Origin of the sequence: Nocardia sp. NPDC060220 (genome assembly GCF_042727815.1) — a bacterium.
Taxonomy (GTDB): domain Bacteria; phylum Actinomycetota; class Actinomycetes; order Mycobacteriales; family Mycobacteriaceae; genus Nocardia.
In genome coordinates, this window is the sequence record NZ_JBHWZY010000322.1 from 1 (window position 1) to 7,202 (window position 7,202).

General features: G+C 69.8%; 6 protein-coding genes. 4 read left to right on the forward strand and 2 right to left on the reverse strand.

The features are described from left to right. A partial coding sequence (locus ACFWF3_RS17985) for a glycoside hydrolase family 15 protein (protein WP_379314527.1) occupies positions 1 to 1,244 on the forward strand: 1,244 nt, incomplete at its 5' end. Between the two features lie 64 nt (positions 1,245 to 1,308). On the opposite strand, the gene ACFWF3_RS17990 is transcribed toward ACFWF3_RS17985, so the two are convergent. Continuing rightward, positions 1,309 to 3,111, reverse strand: a complete 1,803-nt coding sequence (locus tag ACFWF3_RS17990; protein WP_379314528.1) for a hypothetical protein — start codon at positions 3,109 to 3,111, stop codon at positions 1,309 to 1,311. Between the two features lie 44 nt (positions 3,112 to 3,155). Further along, positions 3,156 to 5,234 (reverse strand): hypothetical protein, encoded by a 2,079-nt coding sequence (locus ACFWF3_RS17995; RefSeq protein WP_379314529.1) that lies wholly within the window; start codon positions 5,232 to 5,234, stop codon positions 3,156 to 3,158. Between the two features lie 285 nt (positions 5,235 to 5,519). Between ACFWF3_RS17995 and ACFWF3_RS18000 the strand changes: the two genes are divergently transcribed. From ACFWF3_RS18000 to ACFWF3_RS18010, 3 genes are all read left to right on the forward strand, one after another. After that, positions 5,520 to 5,888 carry a hypothetical protein gene (locus ACFWF3_RS18000; protein ID WP_379314530.1) on the forward strand — a complete coding sequence of 123 codons (369 nt, stop codon included), beginning with the start codon at positions 5,520 to 5,522 and terminating at the stop codon, positions 5,886 to 5,888. A 35-nt stretch (positions 5,889 to 5,923) separates the two neighbouring features. Further along, entirely contained in the window at positions 5,924 to 6,613 is a 690-nt protein-coding gene (locus ACFWF3_RS18005; RefSeq protein ID WP_379314531.1) for a response regulator transcription factor, read from the forward strand. Further along, the coding region (locus tag ACFWF3_RS18010) for a HAMP domain-containing protein (RefSeq protein WP_379314532.1) at positions 6,610 to 7,202 on the forward strand (593 nt) is incomplete at its 3' end. The genes ACFWF3_RS18005 and ACFWF3_RS18010, both read left to right, overlap by 4 nt.

Here is a 7,202-nt window from a genome sequence, read left to right on the forward strand (position 1 = left end):
AGATGTGGGCGACCACCGAGTGCTGGCGGCGCTGGATCACCCAGGGTGATTTCCCCGACCATCCGTGGCGCAGCTACCTGCAGCGCAGCGCACTCACGCTCAAGGGGCTCACCTACGCGCCGACGGGCGCACTCCTCGCCGCCGCCACCACCTCACTTCCGGAAACCCCTGGCGGAGAACGTAACTGGGACTACCGCTACACCTGGGTGCGCGACGCGAGTTTCGCGCTGTGGGGCCTGTACACCCTCGGACTCGACCGCGAGGCCAACGACTTCTTCGCCTTCCTCGACGATGTCACCACCGGCGAGAACGGGGACGCGGTCCCCCTGCAGGTGCTCTACGGAATCGGCGGCGAACGGCAGATCACCGAATACGAGCTGCCGAATCTGTCCGGCTACGACGGCGCGCGCCCGGTCCGCGTCGGCAACGCCGCCTACGACCAGGACCAGCACGACATCTGGGGCACCATGCTCGACGCGGTGTACCTGCATGTGAAATCGCGCGGGCAGGTGCCGGAATCGCTGTGGCCGCTGCTCGAACGCACCGTGCACGCGGCGATCGCGAACTGGCGCAAACCCGATCGCGGGATCTGGGAGGTCCGCGGCGAACCGCAGGACTTCACCTCGTCGAAGGTGATGTGCTGGGTGGCACTGGATCGCGGCGCCCGGCTGGCGGAGTTGCACGGCCAACACGAGCGCGCGGCCGAGTGGTTCGAGATCGCCGAGGAGATCCGCGACGACGTCCTCGAATTCGGTGTCAGCCCGGAGGGCATCTTCACCCAGACCTATGGTGGCAACACGCTCGACGCCTCGCTGCTGCTGGTGGTGCTGACCCGATTCCTGCCGCCCGACGATCCGCGCATCCGCGCGACGGTGCTCGCCATCGCCGACCGCCTCACCGTCAACGGACTGGTGCTGCGCTACCGCACCGAGACCACCGACGACGGCTTGGAGGGCGAGGAGGGCACCTTCACGATCTGTTCGTTCTGGCTGGTCTCGGCGCTGGTGGAGATCGGCGAACTCGAACGGGCCACCAATCTGTGTGAGCGGCTGCTCGGACTGGCCAGCCCGCTGCGCCTCTACGCCGAGGAGATCGACTCACGCACCGGGCGGCACCTGGGCAACTTCCCGCAGGCCTTCACTCACTTGGCGCTGATCAACGCCGTGACCCACGTGATCCGGGCCGAGGACCAGCGCAACGCGGGTCAGTTCCAGCCCGCGCACTCACCTTCGCACCGCTCATGAGACCGGGGCGTCCGATGCCTTCGCCCGGTGCCGGACACAGTGTTTCGCCCCACCGGGCGCCCGCTCAGTAGGCGAGGCGTTCGGCGCGGGCGCGTAGCCCCGCCACCGTGCGCAGGCCCGCGTCGATCTCGGTGATACGCAGTTCCCGATGGTCGCCGTAGCGCAGGCCTGTCTCCTCGGCGGCGCGCAGGGCCTCGTCGGCGGTACGGCCCACTTCGGCGGCGATCTCGGTGTAGTGGTCGCGCAGCACACGTTGCAGGGAGCGAAGGCGGTTGCGCGATTCCTTGCCCACCTGGAAGATCACGTCGTCGGCCAGCCGGGCGACGGCCACTTTGGCCTCTGCCTGCCTGCGATGCTTGCGGTTCTTGCGGTCGTCCCACAGCGCGTTCACACCGAGCAGCACACCCGCGCCGGCGGAATACCAGTTCACCAGCGACATCCCGAGCAGGCTGGTGGCCAGACCGACCATCAGGATGCCGCCGTAGGAGCCACGCAGCGCGGTGAGCAGCTGCTGTCCCACACCGGCTTTGGCACTTTCGAGCCGTTCCAGCGGCTGCACCGGCTCGAGAACCTCTCCGGGGTTGGTCAGCCGCAGTTCGGGCAGCGGCGGGGTTCGGTTGTCGGGCGGGAACTTCGAGGCCACCTGCTCGGTGAGCTCGACGGCACGGTAATGCGCCATCACGAAGTTCTCCTCGACCGCCTCACAGATCCGCGCGTCCAGTTCGGAGGCGAAATCGGACCACTTGCGGGCAGGGTCGGTGCGGGTGATCTCGGCCTCGGCCTCGCGGACCAGCGTGCGCAACCGGTGCCGCAGATCGTGTTCGATGTCGGCGCTGAGCTCGGAGCTGCCGTCGACGAGGGTGACCTGCCAGGTGGCGGTGCGCTGTCGCAGCTGATCGGCGGTGGTGCGCGCGGCGGCGAGGCGCTGGGTGATCTCGGCGCGCCTGCGCGGGTCGCGCAGTGTGTCCGACTCGGCCCGCAGGGTGACGGTGAGCTGGTCGGTGATCAGCGCGATATCGCGCACCGCGGCCGCCACGGCCACCGAATCGGCCTGGGCGACAACATATTCCCGCAGGTGATCGATGAGCTGGGGCACGCCCGACTCGGCATCACGCTGCTGGTCGCCGCGCTCGGCGGCCTCTCGGTGCAGCAGACCCGAGACGGGAGCCACCGCGAAGTTCAGCCCGGCACCGTCGAGCAGCGCGCGATTGCGTCGCTGAGTGAGCGACCAGTGCGGGTTGCGGTCGATCTTGGTGAGTACGCAGACCACCGACGGGCACACCTGCTCGACCCGGCGCAGGTAGTCCAGCTGCGCCTCGGTGAGCTCGGCGGCGGAGTCGGCGGCGTAGAGCACGACATCGGCGGCGGCGATCATCGACCAGGCGGCCGCCTCGTGCGCGGTCGAACCGGGCGCGTCCATCACGACGAGCCCGTCGGCCAGCAGCCCACTCGGCTCGGCGAACTCGGCGCGCAACACACCGAGCGAGGTCAGGGCGGGAAGCGGATTCAGCGGATCGACCGGCACCCGTTCGACCCGGCCACCCGGCGCCGACTTCACCAGCGTCGCCTTCGGCGCCTGGCCGTATTCGACGATCACCGGAACGCTCGGCTTGCCCTCGGTGGCACTGACCGGCGACCCGACCATGCTGTTGACCAGCGTGCTCATCCCCGCCTGCGGTTCGCCGACGACGACGATCCGGACCCGCGGATCGCTGAGCCTGGCCCGCACCATGCCCAGCCGGGCATCGAGGTCGTTGCGGCCGCCCGAGCGGACCAGTTCCCGCAGTTCGTCGACCAGCGCGACAACGGGAGCCATCACATCCGGATGCTTCACCGTCGCGGTCTGCAGTCCGGCTGCGGCAGACACCTGTTCCTCACTCTCGTCGCATCGACACGGCCGAAATCGTCGTGTCAGACCACGAAGTCATACCCGTGGTGCTCGATGGGAAACGCGGCTGCGTGCAAATCACCGCCACCCAAGCCCGTATCGAACAATCCGGCCGAGACGCCATGGTAACCGCTGTCGTGCTGGTCGAACTCGGCGGCGATCGGCTTGGTCTCGATGACCGGGGGTTTTACCGGTGCGACGGTCGGCTGCACGGTGACCGGCGGCGGGGTGACCACCGTCGGCGGGTCGATGTCGACGGTGGGCTGCTTGGTCGGCGGATCGATGGTCGGCTGCTTGGTCGGCGCCGTCGGCTGCTGGGTGGGCACCGTCGCACTCGTGTGCGGGGTGGTCTGGCTGGGCACATCGACGGTCGGCGTACTCCCACCGGTCGAGGGAGTCGTCACGCCGCCGGTGCTGGTCCCCGGCTTGGTGGTGAGGTCGTCGTCGGGAGTGGTCGGCATGGTCGGAACGGTCGAGCCGGTGTGGCCGGTCGGCGGCACGGTGATCGGCACCTTGGTGACGTCGGGCGCGGTCGGCGCTGTGACCGTGGGCACCTTCACCGTCGTCGGGGTGTCGAGGTCGACCGTCGGGACCTTGGAGGGAACCGTCACCGGCACGGTCGTCGGGGTGTGGCCGCCACCGGAGACTTCGGGCAGCACAACGGGTTTCGTCGGGGTGGGTGGGGTGAACAGCGCGGGCACCGAGGCCGCGGGCGCGGTCAGCGGCGACACGGCTTGGTGACCGAACACATTCGCGATCGGGGTGGAGGCCGCGTCGGGCTGGATGGTGGTCTGCAACGGCGTGCTGACCACGGGGTTGACCGCCACCGGCGCGGGCGCTGCGGGGGCGACAGGCACGGGCGCGGGAGCGATCGGGGCCGGCGCGTGCGCGGGAGCCGCGGCGAACGGTGTCGCCGGGGCGGGTGCGGGAGCTGCGATGGCCGGCGCGGGTGCCGCGAGCGCCGGGGCGGGCGCAGCGGGTGCCGTCGTGCCGGGCAGGCCGATGCCCGACGAGGACGAACCGGGCAGGCCGGGAGCGCCCGACGACGAGTTGCCCAGACCGGTTCCGCCGGACGCGGAAGTGCCGAGGCCGGATCCGGCCGACGTGGTGCCTGCCGTGTCGCCGGGAACCTTCAGGCCGTCACCGAGCCACTGGCCGTAGTCGTCGAGCTGATCGCCGACCTGGCCGACCTGCACGTCGACCTTCATCTGCGACGTGGCCCACACGCCGTCGAGCCCGACGTGGACGTCGACCTGCCAGTCGGTGGTCACCATCGCGCCGACACCGTCGAACATGCCACCGATACCGTCGAACGCGCCGTCGAGGTTGCCGATCCCGTCGAACATGCCGCCGGGCGCATTGGCACCGGCCGAACCGCCACCGGGCAACCCGACGCTGTCGTAGCCGGGGAGGCCGAACCCGTTGCCGGGCAGACCGTCGTAGCCCGGAATGCCGATACCGCCGCCGGGCAGACCGTCGAAACCGGGCAGACCGTGGCCGGTGCCGGGTAGCTCGAAACCGGGAAGGCTGCCGTGGCCCGGAAGACCTTCGAAACCGGGCAGATCGAAGCCGGGGTCCGGGGTGGTGCCAGGCAGCGGGTTCGGGGTGTCGTGGTACCCCGGTCCGGCGGGCGTGTGCCCGTAGCCCGGTATGCCGATACCGCTGGACGGCTCGTCGCTGCCGGGGATCCGGAATTCACGATCACCGTCGGAGCCGGGAACCTCTGGGCGCCGGGGGGATTCGTCCGTCGCCGCGACCATCGACACGTCGGGCTTGGGCGGCGCGGCGAATGCCGTGTGCGGAATCACCGGGGCAGGTGGGGGCTCGACGGCCAGGTCGGGGAAGGTCACGATCGGACTCGGTGCGTCCGGGCTCGGATCGGTGGAAACGGTCTGCTGCGACCAGCCCGCGTACCTGCTGTCGGCATTGCTGGTGCCCGGCTCGCGCGTGGTCCCGTTGGCCGCGACCAACGCGCCACCGGTGACATAGGCGCCGGCCCTGGCCACCCGGGCTACGCCGTTGGCGATCCGGTAGGCCGTGTCCGACCCCTCCGACCCCTCTGCGCGCGCGGCACCGTCATCGAAAGGCAGATCACGCGTCATCAAAGCTCCAACACTCGCATCGCTGTGGTTCCCCACCACAAACAGCGGCGAAGTGAGGCCCATCCAACACTATTTCCCGGACATCGGCCTGTCATTTCGTGCAGGCCGGTTGGTACCCCGCTCACCTTATGGCGAGCAACATCTTTCGGCGAGCCCGGGGAATCAGGGGCGCGCACGATCCCAAGAGAACTCTAACGAATGCTCAACGGAGCGTGAAGATCGGAACCCTAGCGTCGGTGCGGTCCACCGAGAAGGTCGGTGAAACGCACAGTCAGGAGCCCGATCATGACCGCACTCTCCACCCGTCACCGCGTCAAGGCCGCCGCACTACTCGGCGGTGCCGCCGTGATCACCGCCACTGCGGCGGGCGTCGCGTCCGCCGATCCGGGCGAGCGCCCCGACGACGGCCGGGCAACCACGATCATCTGCACCGCGCCGGGCGGCGGGGACGCCCCCGGTCTCCCCCCGCTGCCCGCCGAGCCCGGAGTCCGTTTCGAACGCGTCGTTCCCGGTGTGCCCGGCCAGGAACCCGGCCGGATCCACATCGAGCGCGCGGCCCCGGGCACCCCCGCACCGTCGATGGACGGTCCCGTGGAATGTCAGCGGATCCACCCCGATGGTGAGCGCACCATCGTCCCCGCGCGACCGTTCTGACCAGTATGAACAGCGGAAAACACTAGGGTGAGTGCATGACGGGACAGCAGATCTTGGTCGTCGACGACGAGGTCCGCGTGCTCGCGTCGCTGCGGCGCGGCCTCGAGCTCTCGGGCTTCGAGGTGATCACCGCGCCCGACGGCGCTCGCGCACTCTCCCTGGTGGGGACCGCTGCTCCCGACGCCATGGTGCTCGACGTGAACATGCCCGAACTCGACGGCGTCGGGGTGGTCACCGCCCTGCGTGCGATGGGCAACGACATCCCCATCTGTGTACTCAGCGCGCGCAGCGCGGTCACCGACCGGATCGCCGCGCTCGAGCGTGGTGCCGACGACTATCTGACCAAGCCGTTCGATCTGGGCGAGCTGGTCGCGCGGCTGCGCGCGCTGTTGCGACGCAGACCGGTCACCGCCTCGCCGGCCGACACGATCCAGGTCGGCGAGGTGATGATCGATCTGACCGGGCATCGGGTGCACGCGGGGTCGGCCCCGGTCGACCTCACCAAACGCGAGTTCGAGCTGCTCGCGATGCTGGCGCGCAATGCCGGGATCGTGCTCGGGCGCGAGCAGATCCTGTCGACCGTCTGGGGGTACGACTTCAGCACCGACACCAATGTGGTCGATGTGTTCGTCTCGTATCTGCGGCGCAAACTGGAGGCCGAGGGTGTCGCGCGGGTGGTGCACACTGTGCGCGGGGTCGGGTTCGTGCTGCGGGATCAGCCGTGAGGGCCTCGTGGTCGTTGCGGGTCCGGGTCGCGTTGGTGTCGGCGGCGGTGGCCGCGCTGGTCGCGGTCACGCTCGGGCTGACCTATGCCGCGCTGCTGAAGGTGACGGGGACGAGCCAGCTCGATCAGACCGTGTCGAGCATGCGGGTACAGATCGCGCAGCGCTACGACGGCGTGCCCGGGGAACCACCCGAACTTCAGGCTCCCTCGGCCCCGGTTCCGTTGCCCACCACCGGGATAGCGCGTGAGCGCACCATCGTGGTCCCCGGCACCCCACCCGATGAGGCGCTCGCCCAGGTCCAGGGCGCCCCGGGGTTGCTGGTGCGGCTCGATCCCGATCGCGAACTCGTCGACGCCGCCATCACCCGCAGCCAGCTGATCGGTCTCGGCATCGGGGTGGCCGGGGTGATCGTCGCCGCCGTATTGGGTTGGGTGCTGGCCGGATTCGCCGCACGCCCGCTGCGCAGACTCGCCACCGCCACCCACGAGATCGACACACTCGACGAGTTGCCACCACTGTCGGGGCGCGGCGCCAAGGAGGCCGAGGAACTGTCCGACGCGATCAACCGGATGCTGGCACGCCTAGAGAC

Coding starts and splice junctions, on each gene's coding strand:
- ACFWF3_RS18005 (WP_379314531.1), top strand. CDS start 5,924: ATGACGGGACAGCAGATCTTGGTCGTCGACGACGAGGTCCGCGTGCTC.
- ACFWF3_RS18000 (WP_379314530.1), top strand. CDS start 5,520: ATGACCGCACTCTCCACCCGTCACCGCGTCAAGGCCGCCGCACTACTC.
- ACFWF3_RS17995 (WP_379314529.1), bottom strand. CDS start 5,234: ATGACGCGTGATCTGCCTTTCGATGACGGTGCCGCGCGCGCAGAGGGG.